At 44.3% G+C, this 17,676-nt stretch carries 20 protein-coding genes; 11 read left to right on the top strand and 9 right to left on the bottom strand.

The window, feature by feature from the left end:
* Nucleotides 1-525: 525 nt before the first annotated feature.
* Nucleotides 526-996 (top strand): c-type cytochrome, encoded by a 471-nt coding sequence (locus tag V7D75_RS04025; protein ID WP_333613506.1) that lies wholly within the window; start codon nucleotides 526-528, stop codon nucleotides 994-996.
* A gap of 77 nt (nucleotides 997-1,073) precedes the next feature.
* Here V7D75_RS04025 and gloA read toward each other — a convergent pair whose 3' ends face one another.
* Together gloA and V7D75_RS04015 are read right to left on the bottom strand one after the other, a co-directional pair.
* The gene (gloA, locus tag V7D75_RS04020; protein ID WP_333613505.1) at nucleotides 1,074-1,643 is read right to left on the bottom strand and encodes a lactoylglutathione lyase; all 570 of its coding nucleotides are present in this window, start codon (nucleotides 1,641-1,643) and stop codon (nucleotides 1,074-1,076) included.
* A gap of 117 nt (nucleotides 1,644-1,760) precedes the next feature.
* Nucleotides 1,761-2,399 carry a carbonic anhydrase gene (locus tag V7D75_RS04015; protein WP_068406318.1) on the bottom strand — a complete coding sequence of 213 codons (639 nt, stop codon included), beginning with the start codon at nucleotides 2,397-2,399 and terminating at the stop codon, nucleotides 1,761-1,763.
* Nucleotides 2,400-2,874: 475 nt separating this feature from the next.
* On the opposite strand from V7D75_RS04015, the gene potA reads away from it, so the two are divergent.
* From potA to V7D75_RS03995, 4 genes are all read left to right on the top strand, one after another.
* On the top strand, nucleotides 2,875-4,155 hold the full coding sequence (gene potA / locus V7D75_RS04010) for a spermidine/putrescine ABC transporter ATP-binding protein PotA (RefSeq protein WP_333613504.1): 1,281 nt from the start codon (nucleotides 2,875-2,877) through the stop codon (nucleotides 4,153-4,155).
* Nucleotides 4,155-5,033 (top strand): spermidine/putrescine ABC transporter permease PotB, encoded by an 879-nt coding sequence (potB, locus tag V7D75_RS04005; RefSeq protein ID WP_333613503.1) that lies wholly within the window; start codon nucleotides 4,155-4,157, stop codon nucleotides 5,031-5,033. Before potA ends, potB begins: the two co-directional genes overlap by 1 nt.
* A complete protein-coding gene (gene potC, locus V7D75_RS04000) occupies nucleotides 5,033-5,851 on the top strand; it encodes a spermidine/putrescine ABC transporter permease PotC (protein ID WP_333613502.1) in 819 nt (272 codons plus the stop codon). Before potB ends, potC begins: the two co-directional genes overlap by 1 nt.
* Before the next feature lie 118 nt (nucleotides 5,852-5,969).
* The gene (locus tag V7D75_RS03995) at nucleotides 5,970-6,860 is read left to right on the top strand and encodes a LysR family transcriptional regulator (protein WP_068406314.1); all 891 of its coding nucleotides are present in this window, start codon (nucleotides 5,970-5,972) and stop codon (nucleotides 6,858-6,860) included.
* A gap of 83 nt (nucleotides 6,861-6,943) precedes the next feature.
* Here the strand turns inward: V7D75_RS03995 and crcB are convergent, their stop codons facing one another.
* From crcB to V7D75_RS03975, 4 genes are all read right to left on the bottom strand, one after another.
* Entirely contained in the window at nucleotides 6,944-7,315 is a 372-nt protein-coding gene (gene crcB / locus V7D75_RS03990) for a fluoride efflux transporter CrcB (protein WP_068406312.1), read from the bottom strand.
* Nucleotides 7,316-7,366: 51 nt separating this feature from the next.
* Entirely contained in the window at nucleotides 7,367-8,407 is a 1,041-nt protein-coding gene (tsaD, locus tag V7D75_RS03985; protein WP_068406309.1) for a tRNA (adenosine(37)-N6)-threonylcarbamoyltransferase complex transferase subunit TsaD, read from the bottom strand.
* 94 nt (nucleotides 8,408-8,501) lie between these two features.
* Complete coding sequence (locus V7D75_RS03980) at nucleotides 8,502-9,035, bottom strand: c-type cytochrome (protein WP_333613501.1); 534 nt, start codon at nucleotides 9,033-9,035, stop codon at nucleotides 8,502-8,504.
* Between the two features lie 150 nt (nucleotides 9,036-9,185).
* Nucleotides 9,186-9,602 carry a hypothetical protein gene (locus V7D75_RS03975; RefSeq protein ID WP_333613500.1) on the bottom strand — a complete coding sequence of 139 codons (417 nt, stop codon included), beginning with the start codon at nucleotides 9,600-9,602 and terminating at the stop codon, nucleotides 9,186-9,188.
* Nucleotides 9,603-10,097: 495 nt separating this feature from the next.
* On the opposite strand from V7D75_RS03975, the gene rpsU reads away from it, so the two are divergent.
* Together rpsU and V7D75_RS03965 are read left to right on the top strand one after the other, a co-directional pair.
* Nucleotides 10,098-10,313: a 30S ribosomal protein S21 gene (gene rpsU, locus V7D75_RS03970; protein ID WP_010195908.1), complete on the top strand. Its 216-nt coding sequence runs from the start codon at nucleotides 10,098-10,100 to the stop codon at nucleotides 10,311-10,313.
* Between the two features lie 174 nt (nucleotides 10,314-10,487).
* Nucleotides 10,488-10,937 (top strand): GatB/YqeY domain-containing protein, encoded by a 450-nt coding sequence (locus tag V7D75_RS03965; protein ID WP_333613499.1) that lies wholly within the window; start codon nucleotides 10,488-10,490, stop codon nucleotides 10,935-10,937.
* A gap of 63 nt (nucleotides 10,938-11,000) precedes the next feature.
* Here V7D75_RS03965 and V7D75_RS03960 read toward each other — a convergent pair whose 3' ends face one another.
* Nucleotides 11,001-12,644 (bottom strand): M48 family metallopeptidase, encoded by a 1,644-nt coding sequence (locus tag V7D75_RS03960; protein ID WP_333613498.1) that lies wholly within the window; start codon nucleotides 12,642-12,644, stop codon nucleotides 11,001-11,003.
* A 346-nt stretch (nucleotides 12,645-12,990) separates the two neighbouring features.
* On the opposite strand from V7D75_RS03960, the gene V7D75_RS03955 reads away from it, so the two are divergent.
* From V7D75_RS03955 to thiS, 4 genes are all read left to right on the top strand, one after another.
* On the top strand, nucleotides 12,991-13,473 hold the full coding sequence (locus V7D75_RS03955) for a sulfurtransferase TusA family protein (RefSeq protein WP_333613497.1): 483 nt from the start codon (nucleotides 12,991-12,993) through the stop codon (nucleotides 13,471-13,473).
* A 240-nt stretch (nucleotides 13,474-13,713) separates the two neighbouring features.
* A complete protein-coding gene (gene rpoH, locus V7D75_RS03950; protein ID WP_197488882.1) occupies nucleotides 13,714-14,577 on the top strand; it encodes an RNA polymerase sigma factor RpoH in 864 nt (287 codons plus the stop codon).
* 62 nt (nucleotides 14,578-14,639) lie between these two features.
* On the top strand, nucleotides 14,640-15,011 hold the full coding sequence (locus tag V7D75_RS03945) for a DUF423 domain-containing protein (protein ID WP_333613496.1): 372 nt from the start codon (nucleotides 14,640-14,642) through the stop codon (nucleotides 15,009-15,011).
* Nucleotides 15,012-15,077: 66 nt separating this feature from the next.
* Nucleotides 15,078-15,278: a sulfur carrier protein ThiS gene (thiS, locus tag V7D75_RS03940; protein WP_102077024.1), complete on the top strand. Its 201-nt coding sequence runs from the start codon at nucleotides 15,078-15,080 to the stop codon at nucleotides 15,276-15,278.
* Between the two features lie 290 nt (nucleotides 15,279-15,568).
* On the opposite strand, the gene hpf is transcribed toward thiS, so the two are convergent.
* Nucleotides 15,569-15,949, bottom strand: a complete 381-nt coding sequence (gene hpf, locus V7D75_RS03935; RefSeq protein WP_333613495.1) for a ribosome hibernation-promoting factor, HPF/YfiA family — start codon at nucleotides 15,947-15,949, stop codon at nucleotides 15,569-15,571.
* A 431-nt stretch (nucleotides 15,950-16,380) separates the two neighbouring features.
* Nucleotides 16,381-17,676: RNA polymerase factor sigma-54 (locus V7D75_RS03930; protein WP_333613494.1), on the bottom strand; the 1,296-nt coding region annotated here is incomplete at its 5' end.

The following is a 17,676-nucleotide window of genomic DNA, read 5'->3' as shown; positions in this document are numbered from 1 at the left end:
ATCTAAAACCGCGTGATTGGTTGACTTTATAGGCGTCATTGGCATAATAAGCCGCAGACAGCGTTTTGGTTGTTGTTTTAACAGCCCTATTTGCTCTCTTTAAAATTTCAGAAAAACACTATCAAGGTCAGCGTTACTGCTGACCTTTATTATTTACTATTTTTTATTTGAGAGCAGCCCAGTTGTTAGATAGGTTATTGTCATTTTTAGCATATGACATGGGCTTTAGCGACAGTTCACAGCAGATTAAAATGCCATTACAAAGATGCCATTACAAAAAGGTACTTTATTATCCTACTTTATTTTAGCCTGTTGAGGTTTAATTAACAGCAGTATGGGTTTAAAGTGGTATAGATTTAAAGCCATGTCGGTTTAACAGGCTATATGGTAAAAGACCAGAACTTAGCTGTCTTTAATATTTAGAACAACCACATAACATTCAATTCATAGTAGCAATATAACAGGTGGCGAGCATGCAAGTGCTTCGGCACCTTTTTATTAGCCACGTATAAAGGAGCAATACAGATGGCACAGCTTTCTAATAATAAATCATTCAAGTCTATCGTCGGCGTAACTTTGATGGCAGCCGCCTTAGGCCTAACAGCTTGTAGTACGCCAGTTGACCCTGACGTCAAAGCGCGTCAAGACACCATGAAAAGCTGGGGCGATGCGATGGGCATCATGGGCGACATGGCTGAAGCGCCTGATACGTTTGATGCCGAAGTCTTTAAAGAGCAAGCGGCATTTTTAGCAAAAGACTCTGCCAATCCTTGGAGCCACTTTGAAAACCAAGAAGCCACGGGTAATGCTACTGAAGCGGTTTGGAGCAATGTTGACGGTTTCCGCGCTGAAGCTGATGACTTCCAAAAAGCCACTGCTAACTTGAATGCGGCGGCACAAACTGCAACCAGTGTCGATCAAGTCTTACCTGCGCTTGGACAAGTTGGTGACAGCTGTAAATCATGCCATACCGATTTCAAAGTGAAAAAAGACTAATGAGTATTCGCTTTCAGATACAAAAAAGCCGCTATTGTTAATATAGCGGCTTTTTTATTGATTAAAGAGTAACTTATTTAACCCATTAAGTCCGCTTGGACGATTTCAATCCAGTAGCCGTCAACATCTTTGATAAAGGCAATATTTTTCATACTACCGTCTTCTGGACGCTTTTTAAACTCGACGTTGTTTTTATCAAACCAAGCAACTGCCTCATCAAGGCTTGGTACACTAAAGCAAATATGACCAAAACCTTGTGGTTCACCATTGCCATCGTGATAGCTAAAGTCCGCTTGGGTTTCAGTGCCATAGTTATGGGTCAGCTCTAAAATACCACGCTGACGAAAGGCAAAAATTTCTAAATCGTCGCCCGCTGGCAAATTTTCCCGCTCGCTCTCAGTGAGCTTGGCTAAAAAATACAAATCAAACCCCATCGCTGGGAATTTTTTTACCGCCAATAACGTCATGCCTAAAATACCCGTATAAAAGGCCAATGATTTGGCAGGGTCTTTGACGCGTAGCATGGTGTGGTTAAAAGTATAACCTGCTGTCTGCGCTGAAATCGGCTGCACGCCTTCTGCTTTTACGCTGCTTGCAGGCTGAGCGATACTGTCTTTATTAGCGTCTAAATCTGTTAAATCCGTCATAATTTTTCCAATATCTAAGTATTTTGATCGTCATTTATCCGTTATGAACTATTGATAACAGGTACGTGCAAAATCAAATCGTACCCACCATTCCGAACGTTTAATGATAAATAGCTATTAAGTATCTAAAAAGCGTACTTTTCCAGTCTCTAAATTGTATTCAGCGCCAACGACGAGTAGCTGACCGCTACTGGTTAAGTCTTCTAGCGCGCGCGAACCATGCTTTAATTGGCTAACCGACATGCGCACATTGGCACGAATAGAGCGATCAACCAATTCATCCGCATCGACGTCTTGACCATTGGCCGTTGCCAGCTCATGTAAGTTATAGACACTTGGGCGAATACGATCGACGATTGATTGTAAATTTGGCGAATAGTTTTGCTCAGGATTGATCAGCGCATCGACACAAGCAGTCACCGCGCCGCAGTGCGAATGCCCAAGCACTACCACCAGTTTGGTGCCAAATTTTTCTGCCGCAAATTCAATCGAGCCAATTTGCGATGGCGCAACCACATTACCTGCCACGCGTATAACAAACAAATCGCCCAAACCTTGGTCAAACACAATCTCAACTGGGACACGGGCGTCCGAGCAACCCAAAATAATCGCTAATGGGTCTTGGTCACTGATCAGCTCGGGACGTTTTTGCATACAGGGGTCAGTGCTGGTCAGACTTTCTACGTAGCGTACATTACCTTCTTTGAGTAGTGCCAGTGCTTCTTGTCCAGTTTTTGGGCGGTTACTGTTAGGCATAAAGGGTCCTTGTTTATCGAAAGGTTTAAATTATAAATTGCGCTAGCTTTCTGTTTTCTACTTTAAATACAGCTTTTAGCTATGCTTATCTTTTAAGCTTATCTTTTAAACTTATCTTTTAAACTTAGCCGTTTGCTATTGCAAATATCCTTGTATGTAGCATACATAAAATTATTGTAGCGCAAGCAAGGTAAAAAAACGGTAAAAATTCTTTATTGTAAGATGGCAGCATTGCAAGCCAAAGCATTGCAAGACAAGAAATTTGCAGCCAAGCATTTAGCTCATTCTTTTTTTAACAACCTAAACCAACCGATAACGAACTTGCACTGACTTATAACAAGGGTTTGTTATAATACCCAGCAACCATACTCCATATATAGCCAACGCTTATCGCCAGACTTAACAACATGCAAATTGCTGCCAGTCACTAGTATTTTAGCGCTGCTGCGCATTTGGTGTTTTAGGAATTAACCTTATGACCGAATCGAATGTAAAATTGCAAACCGCGCCTGTGTCGCCCACTACTGACAAGGCGCTGCTGCAGCTGACTGGTCTCCAAAAAATTTATGATCAAACCGAAGTCTTAAAGGATATCAACCTTGATATTCAGCATGGCGAGTTTATCACTTTGCTTGGTCCATCAGGCTGCGGTAAGACGACCTTGCTACGCTTAATTGCGGGTTTTGAGCAGCCTAACGCTGGGGCGATTTATCTTGATGGGATGCAAATGGCAGGCTTGCCAGCGGATAAGCGTCCGGTCAATACCGTGTTTCAACAATATGCGTTATTTCCGCATATGACGGTGGCGCAAAACGTCGCTTACGGACTTAAATTAAAAAAAGTGCCAAAAGATGAAATTCAAACACGGGTACGTGAGATGCTGGCAATGGTACAACTTGAACACCTTGCCAATCGCCGACCGCAAGATTTATCCGGTGGTCAGCAGCAGCGGGTGGCGATTGCGCGCGCGGTGATTAATCGTCCTAAGCTATTATTGCTCGATGAGCCACTATCGGCGCTCGACCATAAACTGCGCCTGCAAATGCAATCTGAGCTTAAACGTCTGCAACGTGAGCTTGGCATTACCTTTGTCTTTGTCACCCACGATCAAGAAGAAGCGCTGTCAATGTCAGACCGCATTGCGGTGATGAAAGACGGCAGATTTCAACAAATTGGTACGCCGATTGAGATTTATGAAACCCCTGCCAACCTATTTACCGCCAAATTTATCGGTGAGACCAATTTATTTAAAGCAGAAGTCAAAGGCGTCTATCCTGAACAGGCTGACCGTGATGGGCGCGTGACCAATGGCCGTATTGAGGTCGAAGTTTGCGAAGCACAAGCGCAAGAGGGGCCGACGACCTTACGTAATTTGCGCCGCCCTGACTTTGCCAATGACGTGCAAGTTGGCGATATCGTCAATTTACTATTGCGCCCTGAAGATTTACGCATTTATGACCCCAATGATAAAGAACATGGTGGCTTACTCGGGCGGGTGATTGAAAGTAATTATAAAGGCAGTACCTTAGACTCGATTATTGAGCTAACCAACGGCCATATTATTAAAGCCTCGGAGTTCTTCGATGAAGACGACCCAAGTTTTGATTATAAGCTTAACGAAGGCGTCAAAGTATCGTGGGTCGATGGCTGGGAATGGGTGTTGCCAGAAGAACAAGATGATACGCTTGCTAGCAGCATTGATAACGGGCTAAATAACAGCCCGAGCAAATTAGCTGCCCAAAAGGATATCTACTAATGGCACCTACTGGCACAAGTAATAAAAGTCCTTTTCGTACGGCAACGCTATGGCTAATTTGGGGTTGGCTGCTCATCTTTGCGCTATTGCCAAATATACTGGTGATTGCCGTCAGCTTTTTAACGCGTGATAGCACCGCTTTTATTAGTTTGCCGGTCACTCTCGACAGTTACGTGCGCATGATTGACCCGCTATATTTTGACGTTTTTGTGCATTCATTATGGATGGCGGGTATCACCACAGTCATTTGCTTATTACTTGGCTACCCGTTTGCTTGGTTTGTTTCTCGAGTAGATAAACGCTGGCAGCCACTGTTGATGCTCATGCTGATATTGCCATTTTGGACCAACTCTTTGGTGCGCACCTATGCGCTAAAACTATTATTTGCCAGCAATGGGTTGATTAATAAATCCTTATTAGCCATCGGCATTATCGATGCGCCCATTGATATTTTATATACCCAAGGCGCGGTCATTGCCGGTTTAACCTATTTGTTATTTCCCTTTATGGTGCTGCCGCTGTATGCGGTATTCAGTGATTTGCGCAATGATATGCTGCTCGCCTCGCAAGATTTGGGCGCTACAAAGCGACAGACATTTTGGCATGTGGTATTACCATTAACGACACCAGGGATTATCTCAGGGGTGCTATTGGTACTACTACCAGCGATGGGGATGTTTTATGTCGCCGATATTTTAGGCGGCTCGCGTAATTTACTCGTTGGTAATATTATCAAAAACCAGTTTTTAGACGCGCGTGACTGGCCATTTGGCGCTGCTGCCAGTGTACTATTGACCCTTGCGATGGCAGTATTATTACTCGCTTACCGCGCCAGTAGCCGCCGTATTGGCAAGACTGATTTTAGCGAGGTGGCCTAATGTCTGATAGTTCACTGAATAGTACTCCAATTAAAAATAAACGCTCTATCAAATTAGGTAATATTGCCGCCAAAAGCTATCTTGGTCTGATTTATATTTTATTATATCTGCCCATCATCGTTTTGGTGGTAATGTCATTTAATAAATCAAAAATCGGTTATAACTGGGGCGGCTTTAGTTTAAAGTGGTACGAGTCGTTATTTAACAATCAAGCAATGCTTGATGCCTTTTGGCATTCTATTGTCTTGGGGTTGGTTGCTGCTACGGTTTCGACCGTTATCGGTACCTTGACTGCGCTGGCGCTACATCGTTATGACTTTCGCGGTAAAGGGCTGCTAAATGGCCTGTTATTTGTGCTGATGATGTCACCTGAGATTGTGTTAGCGATATCGCTATTGGCGCTGTTTTTATTGATCGGCCTGCAGCTTGGTTTTGTCTCGCTGCTACTAGCGCACATTACTTTCTGCCTACCGTTTGTGGTTATTACGGTTTTTGCGCGTTTAAGTAGTTTGGATGAGCGTTTGATGGAAGCGGCGCGAGATTTGGGTGCTAGCGAATCAACGATGGTACGTACGGTGTTGATTCCAGTGATTTTCCCAGCCGTTATGGCTGGTTGGCTACTTGCCTTTACCTTATCGCTTGATGATGTGGTGGTATCGACCTTTGTGACCGGCCCTAGCTATGAGATTTTACCGCTCCGTATTTATTCTATGGTGCGCGTGGGACTTAAACCTGAGGTCAACGCGATTGGGACAATTTTACTCGTCGCCTCCTTAGTTTTAGTGGTTATCTCGCAATTACTGCTGCGTCGGCGCTAGTTTTAATTTTTACGGTAAAATAATGGCAATGTAATTTTAGGCAAAAAGCGCCTATGATTTTTCAAGATTCTAAACACCTATTTTCCTATTTCTTTAACGTCAGTGGTTAGGTTATTTTATGCTAGAGCTCCGTCATCTTAATACACTAACTGCGCTGCGAGCCCATGGCTCATTGGCCGCTGCTGCCGATGAGCTGCATGTCACCGCCTCTGCGGTCTCCCATCAGTTAAAAGAATTGGAAAATTACTACGATATTAGCTTGGTCAATCGGCGCACGCGTCCGCTGACCTTTACCCCAGCGGGCAAAACAGTATTGGCGCTGGCTGATAGCATCCTGCCGCAGGTCACGCGCACCAAAGCCAACTTAAAGCGCTTGGCACATGGGCAGGCAGGCAGATTGCGCCTTGCGTCTGAATGTCACAGCTGCTTCGATTGGTTGATGCCGATTCTCAATCACTATCGTCGCGAATGGTCAGATGTTGAGCTGGATTTTGCCACTGGTTTTGAGCCTGAGCCACATCATTTACTGCAAGAAGGTGATATCGATTTATTGATTACCACCAGTAATTTACCTATAGAGGGCATCAGTTATCAGCCTTTGTTTGAATACGAGAGCCGTTTGGTGCTGTCGCCGACTCACGACTTGGCTGAGCAACCATTTATTCATGCCCAAGACTTGGTTGCTGAAACCTTGATTGCCTATCCGGTAGAAGCTAAGCGCCTCGATATCATTGCCAATTTTATGACCCCAGAAGAGGTCAGTTTTAAAGCGATTCGTACCACCGAGCTCACGGCGATGCTAATTCAATTGGTTGCTAGCGAGCGCGGGGTGGCGGCACTGCCTGATTGGGTGGTAAGCGAGTATGAGAAAAAAGGTTGGGTAGTTTCACGCCCATTAGGCAGTGGCGTCTACTGTCAGCTCTATGCAGCGACGCGCACCGCAAGCCAAGATATGGCTTATATGCAAGGGTTCGCCAGTCTATTAGAAGGGATTGTAAAACCGGTATAGCTAGTGCTTTTTTTAAAAAGTTGTTTAAAAAAGAGCCGTATTAAAAATTAATATGGCTCTTTTTTATTGCGACATTTTTATTATTACAAAACCAATTTAAAGAAATAAAACCCAATTGCCGTTGCCAGTAATGTCAGTCCCACATGTAACCACACTAAGCTCAAACCTGCCAGCAAGCGCCCTTCATTAATAAAAGTAAATACTTCAGCACTAAAGGTACTAAAAGTCGTCAGTCCACCCAAAAAACCAGTTATGACAAACAACCTGACATTGGGAGACAAGCCGCTACCAATACGCTCAAACCAAACTAAAGCAAGCCCTATCAATAGCCCCCCTAAAACATTGGCACCAAGCGTACCGAGCGGTATCCAGCTATGCAGCGGATTAAAACGCGCCAACCAGCCGCGCAGGCAAGCACCAATGGCAGCACCTAATCCAATTGCAAGCCATTGCATAAGCTATCCTTGAGTAAGATAAAGTTTAATAGGTTAAGTATAAGATAGCATTTATAATAGCGCAGGCAGCTCGGTCATCGGCCAACGCGGGACGCAGCTAACAGCCAAATCATCTGCCTGACCGGCTTGCAGGCGCTCGTAACCGGCATAAGCAATCATCGCCCCATTATCGGTACATAAGGCTGGCGGCGCATAATGAACGCTAGCATTGATTTTAGCAAGCTCGCGCTCTAATGTCTCACGCAAATGGCTATTGGCACTGACGCCGCCAGCTATCACCAAGCGGCTCATCTCGACTTGTTTCAGTGCCTTGACGCATTTTTTCACCAAGGTATCAACTACTGCATGTTGAAAGCTTGCCGCAATATCGGCGCGCACTTTTGGATCGCTGTCGGAGCCATCAGTGTCCTTGATAAGATTATGCACCGCCGTTTTCATACCGCTGAAGGAAAAATCTAAACCGCGATGTAGCATCGGGCGCGGTAAGTCATAGGCATTTTGTTTGCCATTTTCTGCCAATTTGGCAATATTTGGTCCACCAGGGTATGGCAGACCAAGCATTTTAGCCGCTTTATCAAAACATTCACCCGCCGCGTCATCGATAGACTCACCAAGGATTTCATATTGCCCGATACCATATGCGGCAATCAGCAAAGTATGACCACCAGAAACCAGTAAGGAGACAAATGGAAACGCTGGCGGATTCGCTCCCATCAAAGGCGCTAATAGGTGTCCTTCCATATGGTGAACGCCAATCGCTGGCACATCCAAGCCATAAGCCAAGCTACGTCCAAATAATGCGCCCGTCATCAGCGCCCCTATAAGTCCCGGCCCTTTGGTATAAGCAATCGCATCAATCTCATTTTTAGTGATATCGCACTGCTCTAGCAATTCGTTGAATAACGGTACCAGCTTACGAATATGGTCGCGGCTGGCAAGCTCAGGCACTACTCCGCCATAAAGTGCATGCAGCTCTATCTGTGAATACAGCACTTGCCCAAGCAAGCCTTTATTATTGCTATCTATCTGCTCGCTATCAAAAATCGCCAGACCTGTTTCATCACAGGAGGTCTCTAAACCCAATACTTTCATCTATGTGCCTTTATATTTGCTTTGTAGCATTAATAAAAAACCGCCACTGTTAGCTTACAATGGCGGTCATTCTAGCAAATTTCAATAAGTAATATTAGCGAGCGGCAGCAACCATATAATCAACTGCGGCATGCACTTGTGCTTCAGTGACGTCTCCAACCGCTTGCGCAGGCATTTTATTAAAGCCTTTAGCAGAATGCATATGTAGCGTTTCTATATCTTTGGCAAGGTGCGGTGCCCAAGCTTCTTTATCACCAAATTTTGGTGCGTCAAGCAAACCATTCTCATGGCAAACTTTACACTGCTTTTCGTACAGCTGAGCACCGGCATCGGCCGCCAACACTTCTGGCTCAGCAGCAGCTTCAGGTTCAGCCTCTACAACAGGGACTTCCGTAGGCTCTGCTTCAACCGCAGGCTCAGGTGTGACCACTTCGGTTTCTGTTACAGGCGCTTCAGGTTCTACAGCCACCGTTTCAGTTTCAGTTTCAGTGGTAGTAGCTGGCTCTTCAGCCGCTGTATTGTCGCCACCATTACAAGCGCTTAATGCCAAAATTGCACTCAAGCTTAGGCTTGTGAGCGCCAATTTAGCAACGGATTTTTTCTTTATTGTATTTTGCTGCATAGTCATAGTTATTCCCTCATCTATAGATTGTTAATGTAAACCTCAATATCATTGCTGGCATATTAGTAGTAATAATAGTAGCTGGCAATGATGAATCGCTATTATGAAATGAGCATGCGGCTTACTCACTTAATTACTCATAGCTACTAAATACTATTAGTTCGTTGTAGGCTCAGTCGTATCAGTAGTCGTAGCGGCCGCATCGGTATCTGTCACCGCAGCACTATCAGTAGTAGCCGCGTCTGTATCAGCACTTGCCACAGCCGTATCTGCCGCTGCGCCATCTTCTGCAGTCGCAGCTTCAGTACCCGTAGCGCCTTCTTCTGTCCCTTCTGCCGTTTCAGCAGCAGGCATCGGCGCTGTTTCTGGGAAGTCCATATCTTCTGCTTCAGGTGCGTTTGCACGTGCAAGTTCTGAAGCTTCATCGACTTTATCTTTTGCTAAGACTTCACCTGATTCAGCGCCCGCCTCTTCCTTGTCAGTGCTACAAGCACTTAAACTGACGCCCATCGTCAGAAACAATGTCGCCCATAATGCGGTACCAATCGCTGTTTTCTTCATGCCATTTTTCATTCAAAGATCCTCAAAATAATAGCTATAAAAGCCTTGTAACGTCTGTCTCGGCGTCTTTTTAAGCGTCTAGTTTCAACAGCTAAATCTTGAAATTTAAAGCAGCTTAAATATGAGCGACAGACTGAGTATAGGATACCATAGACTCCATATAAGCCGTTATTGCTAAACAGCTGTTTTGTCCACAATTTATTGATTATTTGTTAAAAGATTATTAAAAGTATTAACACTCACGCCTTAAGTTAATTCTCACTATCTATATACGCCGTCGTTAAATTTTATTGTCTATTATTTGACCTCTATTTAAGCCTTTATTATGTATAAATACGCTAAAGCCTTTGACTTTACTGCAATTTTTGATTAAAATAGGCGCCCTTGTGCTAGTGCGCAAGACTATCCTAGTTTGAGCTGATGCCGATAATCTTGAGATATTACGGCTAAATACTAATACACAGCCAAACTAATGCCCTTATATCTCATCCTAATCAAGGAGATTTCATGCCTGCAGTTAAGGTTAAAGAAAACGAACCAGTTGACATCGCTATCCGTCGTTTCAAACGTGCTTGTGAAAAAGCCGGCGTTCTATCAGACGTACGTAAGCGTGAATTTTATGAAAAACCAACGCAAGTACGCAAGCGCAAAAAAGCCGCTGCTGTAAAGCGTTATAAGAAAAAATTACAACGCGAAACTATTCGTACCACTCGTATGTACTAATCACTAATACGATTAGCTACCTACCAGCGCTACACTAACGCCACTGTTATCGATGAATAACAGTGGCGTTTTTTATGCTACAATTTTTGTTATTACTGCTGATAAATGCTCAGCAGATTTTTATTTAACACTTACCAAAAACTATTTTATCCATACTCATAAGGAATAATAACAATGAGCCAGCTTAAACAGACGTTATCTGACACCATCAAAACTTCTATGAAAGCGCGCGAGCTTGAGCGCGTCAAAGTATTGCGCAACGTTCAATCGGTGGTCAAGCAGATTGAGATTGATCGCCAAACCGAGCTTGACGATGCACAAGTGTTAGAAGTGCTACAAAAGCAGCTCAAACAGCGTCATGAGTCCTTGTCTATCTTTACCGAAAACGGCCGCGATGATTTGGCCAGTAAAGAGCAGTTCGAGATTGATATTATCAATGAGTTTATGCCAAAACAAATGGATGATGCCGAGCTTGCCGCTTTGGTCAATACCGAAATCAAAGCGCAAGGCGCCACCTCAATGCGCGATATGGGCAGCGTGATGGGCGTGTTAAAGAATAAAACCGCAGGTCGTGCTGATCCCGCATTAATTTCTAAGCTGGTCAAAGACGCTTTGCAAGGTTAATTGAAGTTAAGAAAAGTTATATATTCTTAATCTGCGTATCGACCCAAGCTAGCAAACAACCGCCTAAGGCTTAAAGTCTTTGGCGGTTTTTACCGCTTTGATTTCCGCATTAATATTAGCAAGTAACGGTCGGGCACTACTTGCTTGCGCAGTTTTTTGCATTTGCTCAGTTAATTGCTTGGCTTGCGTTAAGGAAGTCAGCGCGCGCTCATAACGTCCGCTCCACAGCTGGTCGTGACTACGATAACGCAGCGCGTTGATAGTAGCGATTTTTGCCAGTTGCGGCGAATCAGTAGTTTTTGCTATTTTTTCATTGGCCAGTTGCAAGCTTTGCCATGCATAGCGGTCACTTGGCTGCTGCTCAGTCAAGGGCTTAAGCAGTGCTTGCGCCTTAGCTGGCTGATTGCTATTGGTCAGCGCTTCGGCTAAATAAAGACGCAAATCGCGGCGCTCAGGATATAAGCGCTGCTGACTCTCAAGCAGTTCCGCCGCTTGTTGCCATTTATTTTGCTCAGTGAGAATTTGACTTTGGGTAATGGACAATAACGGCTCGAGTATTTTCCGCTGTGTTGCAGGTAGCGCTGACAGCTCCGTATATAGCTCATTGGCCTCGCCAAAACGCTGCTGCTCGCCATACCAATACATCAACGCCAATTTTGCGCCCACGCTATTTTTCGCGGCGGTCGTCAATGCGGTTTTAGAGACATGCTCGCCCGTGCTTTGCGTGCGCCAATAGAGCAAATCAAACAAAGCTTGATGGCGCTGCTGCTTGGACAATGGCAGAGCATCATAACGCTGGGCGCGGCTTTGCGATTCGCTCAAACGCTCATTACTCAAAGGATGCGAGCGCACAAAACTGGGTAGGAATTGATTGGCAGTTTGGTTGAGCTGGCTTTTTTGATTCATTGTTGCAAAAAAGCGCGGCATGGCGCGTGGATCGTAACCCGCTTGGTTCATGATTTGCATGCCAACGCGGTCGGCATCACGCTCATTACTACGGCTAAAAGCCATGCTGCTATTCATAGTAGCGGTTTGGCTGCCCATCATGACTGCCGCCGCCGCATCGCCATCGACCGCTGATGCCGCAATCGCTGCCAGCATACCGCCTATTTGCATCAGCAAGGCTTTTTTGCGCTCATCCGCGCCGCTCTCATAATGGTGCTGACTAATATGAGCCACCTCGTGAGCAACGACGCTGGCAATCTCATCCATGCTGCCCGCTGCCAGTATCGTCCCGGTATTGAGCCCAATTACCCCGCCGGGCGCTGCAAAAGCATTGATACTGGGGTTATCAATAATAACCAAACCCAGTGGCGCTTGCTGGCGAGCTTGCGCATTTAGCCGCCATGTCATCTCTTTTATGGTTTCATAAATCCAAGGATCGTGCTCCATCTTCGCGCGACTATTGATGTTTCTTAATGACCATTCACCAAGCAGTTTATTTTCATATTGCTCAGCAAAGCTTAGCCCCTGCCCGCGCAAATTGGGTAAATCTAATTCTTCAGCATGGGACGTCTGCCATGAACCATAAGTAAATGGCGCGACTTGCGTACCAGCACTATTGGCGGTAGTTGCCAGTATCAGTAAGGTAGCAGATATACCCACCTTTAGCGAAAAAGCGCCTGTTAATGTCGTTACCGGCTTTTTAAGCAGCGATTTTTGAAACAGCAATTTTTTAAGCAGTGCTGGTCTATGAAAATAATACAAGTGCGTATCCTATACGAGTAATTCTAACGTCTTTTTGACTATACGAGCTTGTTTGTCGAAGGTCAATTGCCGTCTGCATCTGGCTACCAATAACGCTGCCACGCGTCACGCTTGTGCAACATGCTTGTGTAAACTTAAGCGTTATAAAGCCAATTGTTAAATGTAAAGTTTGAAACGATCTCCCAGTCGTCATTAGATGTGCTGATTGACCAATGATTATGATAACTATATTCAACTGCAATTGAGTAGTGGCAATTTGCTATAATAGTAAGTCTTGATAAATGCTTGTTTTATGTAGGCGACAAGTGCTACTTTCTCAAACATTGATATTTTAAAGGTTTATTTTATGTCTACTGATAACCAATCTGTCATTGTACGAGACTCATATCCTATTTATTTTGCCGAAACCGTGTCTGACGCGCAGCAGCAATCGATAACGCAGCTGCTCGATTTATTGCCAGCAGCGACTCTTAGCTTAGTAGAAAATTTCGACCTAGCGGCTAGTGCAGAGCAAAAACAGCCAATAACTATTAAAAACATGGTCGATGGGCGCGGACTTGCCTGCCCTATGCCACTATTAAAAACCAAAGTGGCGCTACGAGAAGTAGCGGTTGGTGAGTCGCTATATGTCATTGCCACGGACCCAAACTCACAAGCTGATATCAGCGCTTTTTGTCAGCAGAGCCAGCAAACAGGCACAGCGAATCCCTTATTATTGATCATCAATCAATCAACAGCGGCAAATATCGGAAAAAGTCTAGAAGCAAAATCTAAAGATTCTGTTGATACAATATATCACTTCATCATTACCAAAACTGATAGCAACTAAGCGGCGCTATCCTTTACAATTATAACTATAAGATTTTTATCTGACTCATTGCTTATCTATTTAACCAAGGTCAAGAATATGACTAATACTTCTAATAATGCTGCAAATACCCGTACAAAAGACAGCGTAGCAGCTGAAAAAAACGAAGCACGCGATGCGGCCTTGAAAGCCGCTGCGGCGCGTCCGCCTTACGATGCCAGCGCACTTGGCGATACACGTACCCGTGACTTGGTGCCAGCGATGCCAACGCATTTATCAGCGCCTGGCGTAAATCTGGGTGCTTATATTAATACCGTGCATCAAATTCCGATTTTGACACCGACTCAAGAGCAAGAGCTTGCTCACCGCTATTATGATGAGGGCGATGTTGAAGCGGCGCGCCTACTGGTCATGTCACATTTGCGCTTTGTCATTCATATTGCCCGTAGTTACTCAGGCTATGGTCTGCCGCAAGCCGATTTAATCCAAGAAGGCAACTTGGGCTTGATGAAAGCGGTCAAACGCTTTGATCCTAATAAAGGTGTGCGTTTGGTTTCATTCGCCGTGCATTGGATTAAGGCCGAGATTCACGAATTTGTCATTCGTAACTGGCGCATTGTTAAAGTTGCTACTACTAAAGCGCACCGTAAATTATTCTTTAACTTACGCAGCCTGAAAAAGACCAACAACCAGTTAACGCTCGAAGAAGCCGATGCAATCGCCAACGATTTAAACGTAACGCGCAAGCAAGTGCTTGAAATGGAGTCGCGCTTGACCTCGTATGATGCGTCGTTTGAAGCGCAATCGAGCGATGATGACGATGGCCGCTACGCGCCGCAGCTGTTTTTAGAAGATGGTATCGACCCTGCAGAGATGGTTGAAGAGGATGATTGGGAAGAGAACAATTCATCGGCTCTGCTAGCAGCAATGGATACGTTAGATGACCGTTCACGCGATATCGTTGAACAGCGCTGGCTTTCTGAGCAAAAATCAACCTTACATGAGCTAGCCGCGGTTTACTCTATCTCAGCAGAACGTGTGCGCCAAATCGAAAAAAACGCCATGGATAAAATCCGTGAAGCCATGACCATCGATAGCGTTATTTTGCCCGATGATATCCAATAAATTTAGCTTATTAGTTAAAGCTTACCTATGATAAAAGTTCTATTTATAACACGAGTTTTACCATGCTAAATTGGATAAGTATCGCCGCTATTAATATGGCTATCGCTGTCGCTTTGGGCGCGTTTGGCGCTCATGGGCTTAAAAATTCGGTCAGTATCCAGCAGCTTGAATGGTGGCAGACGGCAACTCTATATTGGTTTGTACATGGGCTTGGCTTATTGCTCGTTGGTATTCTTATTCGTCTTAATTATACGACCCAGACCACGGCATGGCTGCTACAAATCGGCGCACTTATTTTTGCGGGTAGTTTATATGCCATGACGCTTGGGGCACCGCGCTGGCTTGGAGCGATTACTCCTATCGGCGGTATGCTGATGATTGTAGGTTGGCTATGGCTTGCGGTCTCGACATTTCGTTTAGGCCATACTGTTTAAGTTGAATAACAAAATGGGTTAATGGATGAGTAACAAAGGATTATTAACTTTTAGGGAGCACCTATTATGAGTAATATTAGTGTTAATGGTAAAAAATTGCAGACCACGCATCAAACCGTCCAAATGGTCGTCAATGAGCTTGGACTGAGTAAAGGTCGCTATGCGGTTGAAATCGATGGTGAACTGATTCCAAAAAGCGAGCTTGATAAAATGCGTATCGTTGAAGGTATGAATATAGAAGTGGTACAAGCAGTTGGTGGTGGTTAAGCAAATATTAGCCCGCTAATTTTTTCATGTATAAATATTAAGCAATAAAAAAGACCTCTAACGTTGAGACGTTTAGGTCTTTTTTTTATTTGTCATAATTTTAATAACTAAACTATTTTGACGACTTGACCATATATGAAGCTACTATTATAAGTATGCCTGCTCAATAAATACGCCAGTTGTAATAATTGTTTTATAGGCTATATTTACCAAGCAGTCATAATAACAAAGTCAGCTACTATGTAGAGCGGTTGCTGTAGTGAATACTACTTAGAGCAGTGACGAACCCATTACATGGCAGGTGCCGCATCATCAGCTGTTAGCTCTTCGTAGCGTTCATCGCGCCCTGGACCTTGAGTTTTCTTACGATCCTGACGGGTTTTATATTTACGTACTTGTCTATCAAGCTTGTCCGCCATATCATTAATGGCCTTATACATATCGTCTTCGCAGGCTTGGACGAACATTTCTTGACCTGCAACTCGCATAATCGCTTCGGCCTTATGGGTCTTTTTACCGCCCTCACTTGAGCCGCTATTATCTAGCGATAATTTTACCTGAATACTTTGAATCTGATCGAAATGACGTTCTACTTTTACAAGCTTTTCGCGAACGGCGTTGTCCATGGCTTCGGTAACACTGATATGGTGACCACTGATAGAAACATTCATATTATCGTCCTTTTATTATTGCTTATATTATTACGTACAATCAGCAGATGATCGCGCTTTACAGCTTTTATCATTCCACCTTACCAATCACTCACCCAGTATCTTTCTTATCATAAAGTTTGGCTTATCATTTTTTAATGACCAACGGCTTTAAAGCTCTACTCCTTTATTAAAATAAAAAATTAAAATACATTTTTATCATTTGTTAAATTGACTAAATCGGCCAAACCGATACTTGGTTTTCGTTGTTGGTATGACTCTAATTTGTCATGAAAACCCAAGAGTAGCAAGCCATCAAATTGTAAGCAAATGTAATAAAAAATGATGTTTCATGAATGTTTCTATATAATCAAAAAATTTTATTTTTTATTTACGTTTAAATTGGCTTGATTTTGGCGGTATGACATTTATAAGTCGTTGAATGACAACATTTAATATTTTTGTTTACGCTGAGTGGATGATCCGATATTCATTGCTTCACGATATTTGGCAACCGTGCGTCTGGCAATATCGATGCCTTCTGCAAATAAAAAATCTTTTATGCGGCTATCAGATAATGGCTTTTTCGGGTCTTCATCAGCGATAAGCTGTTTAATCATGGCGCTGATGGCGGTTGAGGAGATGTCTCCGTCGCTACTGCTAACGTGAGATGAAAAAAAATGCTTAAGGGAAAACAACCCTTGTGGTGTCAAAATGGTTTTGCTCGTAGTGAGGCGCGAAACGGTGGATTCGTGCAAATCAACTTCTTCGGCAATAGCTTTTAAAATCAAGGGCTGCATGGCAGTGGCGCCATGTTGCAAGAACTCTTGCTGGTAGCGTACGATACTGGTCGCGACTTTTAAAAGGTTTTGATTGCGCTCTTCGATACTGCGAATAAACAGGCGCGCATCGGTGAGATTTTCGCGCAGATATTGATTGTCAGGGCTGTCATCGCCGCGTTTGACCAAATTGGCATATTCTTGATTGACCCGTAATTTAGGCAAAGTGTCAGGATTGAGGCGCACTTGCCAGCCGTCTACTTGCGCAGTCGTGTCGTTTCCATTTTTATTATCGGTGCTGTGATTGCTATTGTGGCGGCGAATCGGCGTGACCAATACATCAGGAATATCATAGCTTTCTGACGGCTGCATATAATCGGGCTGACTGCTCCGAAATAGTAGGCCGGGTGATGGGTTTAACGTACGTAGCAGGTTAAGCGCTGGAGTAATTTGTTCAGGCGCGAGGCCGGTAAGTTCAGTCAAGGCTTTGATGTTATTGCTGACCAAATGCTCACTGGCTGAGAGAAGCGCTTGGGCTTCTTTAAGATATTTTGTATTCGTATCAAGCTTGGACAATTGCAGCGCTAAGCACTCATTGAGGTTGCGTGCGCCAACGCCAAGCGGGTCGCACGATTGAATCATGCGCAGTACCGCCATGACCTCATCGTACTCGACGCGCTCGTCCCATTGATAAAAGCTGGCGATGGTATCGAAACTTTGTAGCAACTCATCGATATCAAGGCGTATAAAACCCATTTCATCCATAGAATCCATAAGATATTCGGCGATAAGCGTATCTGTTTCGGAGAGGCGCTTAAAGTTCAGCTGCCAGCGCACATGGTCTTGAATGGTGGCGCTGGTACTGCCCTGATAGCTATCAAAGTCTTCATTTTTGCCGTTAGCCGAATGAGCTGAAAGACTCCCTGAACCTATCGCGGCAGAGGCATAATTACCGCTGTTAAAACCGCT

The organism is Psychrobacter sp., from assembly GCF_036731945.1.
Lineage (GTDB): Bacteria > Pseudomonadota > Gammaproteobacteria > Pseudomonadales > Moraxellaceae > Psychrobacter.
This window is presented reverse-complemented; position numbering and strand designations above follow the sequence as displayed.

Bases quoted from the DNA above. Each gene is read 5' to 3' on its own strand.
- gloA (WP_333613505.1), bottom strand. From the start codon at position 1,643: ATGACGGATTTAACAGATTTAGACGCTAATAAAGACAGTATCGCTCAG.
- thiS (WP_102077024.1), top strand. From the start codon at position 15,078: ATGAGTAATATTAGTGTTAATGGTAAAAAATTGCAGACCACGCATCAA.
- hpf (WP_333613495.1), bottom strand. From the start codon at position 15,949: ATGAATGTTTCTATCAGTGGTCACCATATCAGTGTTACCGAAGCCATG.
- V7D75_RS04015 (WP_068406318.1), bottom strand. From the start codon at position 2,399: ATGCCTAACAGTAACCGCCCAAAAACTGGACAAGAAGCACTGGCACTA.
- rpoH (WP_197488882.1), top strand. From the start codon at position 13,714: ATGCCAACGCATTTATCAGCGCCTGGCGTAAATCTGGGTGCTTATATT.
- crcB (WP_068406312.1), bottom strand. From the start codon at position 7,315: ATGCAATGGCTTGCAATTGGATTAGGTGCTGCCATTGGTGCTTGCCTG.
- potB (WP_333613503.1), top strand. From the start codon at position 4,155: ATGGCACCTACTGGCACAAGTAATAAAAGTCCTTTTCGTACGGCAACG.
- V7D75_RS03945 (WP_333613496.1), top strand. From the start codon at position 14,640: ATGCTAAATTGGATAAGTATCGCCGCTATTAATATGGCTATCGCTGTC.
- rpsU (WP_010195908.1), top strand. From the start codon at position 10,098: ATGCCTGCAGTTAAGGTTAAAGAAAACGAACCAGTTGACATCGCTATC.
- tsaD (WP_068406309.1), bottom strand. From the start codon at position 8,407: ATGAAAGTATTGGGTTTAGAGACCTCCTGTGATGAAACAGGTCTGGCG.
- V7D75_RS03995 (WP_068406314.1), top strand. From the start codon at position 5,970: ATGCTAGAGCTCCGTCATCTTAATACACTAACTGCGCTGCGAGCCCAT.
- V7D75_RS04025 (WP_333613506.1), top strand. From the start codon at position 526: ATGGCACAGCTTTCTAATAATAAATCATTCAAGTCTATCGTCGGCGTA.
- V7D75_RS03955 (WP_333613497.1), top strand. From the start codon at position 12,991: ATGTCTACTGATAACCAATCTGTCATTGTACGAGACTCATATCCTATT.
- V7D75_RS03980 (WP_333613501.1), bottom strand. From the start codon at position 9,035: ATGACTATGCAGCAAAATACAATAAAGAAAAAATCCGTTGCTAAATTG.
- V7D75_RS03975 (WP_333613500.1), bottom strand. From the start codon at position 9,602: ATGAAAAATGGCATGAAGAAAACAGCGATTGGTACCGCATTATGGGCG.
- V7D75_RS03965 (WP_333613499.1), top strand. From the start codon at position 10,488: ATGAGCCAGCTTAAACAGACGTTATCTGACACCATCAAAACTTCTATG.
- potC (WP_333613502.1), top strand. From the start codon at position 5,033: ATGTCTGATAGTTCACTGAATAGTACTCCAATTAAAAATAAACGCTCT.
- potA (WP_333613504.1), top strand. From the start codon at position 2,875: ATGACCGAATCGAATGTAAAATTGCAAACCGCGCCTGTGTCGCCCACT.